Source organism: Marseilla massiliensis (assembly GCF_016899855.1).
Classification (GTDB): domain Bacteria; phylum Bacteroidota; class Bacteroidia; order Bacteroidales; family Bacteroidaceae; genus Prevotella.
On sequence record NZ_JACJJG010000252.1, the window covers coordinates 1 to 472 of the forward strand.

General features: G+C 45.8%; 1 protein-coding gene. It reads left to right on the forward strand.

The annotated features are described in order from the left end of the window. Positions 1-53: 53 nt before the first annotated feature. Positions 54-472 (forward strand): transposase (locus H6A34_RS15690; protein ID WP_275955214.1); only part of this gene is annotated, 419 nt, incomplete at its 3' end.

A 472-nucleotide genomic window follows, 5' to 3' on the forward strand; every position in this document is an offset into this window, starting at 1 on the left:
TTTAGTACCTTTATAGTTGACAATCAATAAGTTACATAAAAATATCCATTCCCATGACTGATGCAAATATAATAGAAATTTTCTGTATTCTTGATGGGTTCTGCAAATATTTTGCTCCCGAACTGAAAAAACACACGCTGGACATATGCGGCAAACGTAGCCGCAACCGCCCGTGCCTCATGTCCGACAGCGAGGTGATGACCATTCTCGTACTGTTCCATATCTTGCGCCACCGAGACCTCAAGTCTTTCTACCTCGGTTATGTATGTAACCACATGCGCAAAGAGTTTCCACACCGCCTGTCGTACAACCGCTTCGTAGAACGCCAGGCTAAGGTAGGACTCCATCTTTTGCTGTTCCTGCAGACATGTGCGTTGGGTAAATGTACTGGAATATCCATTATCGACTCCACACCGTTGAAGTCATGCAATATAAAGCGTGCGCACAGCCACAGGACGATGAAGGGATGGGC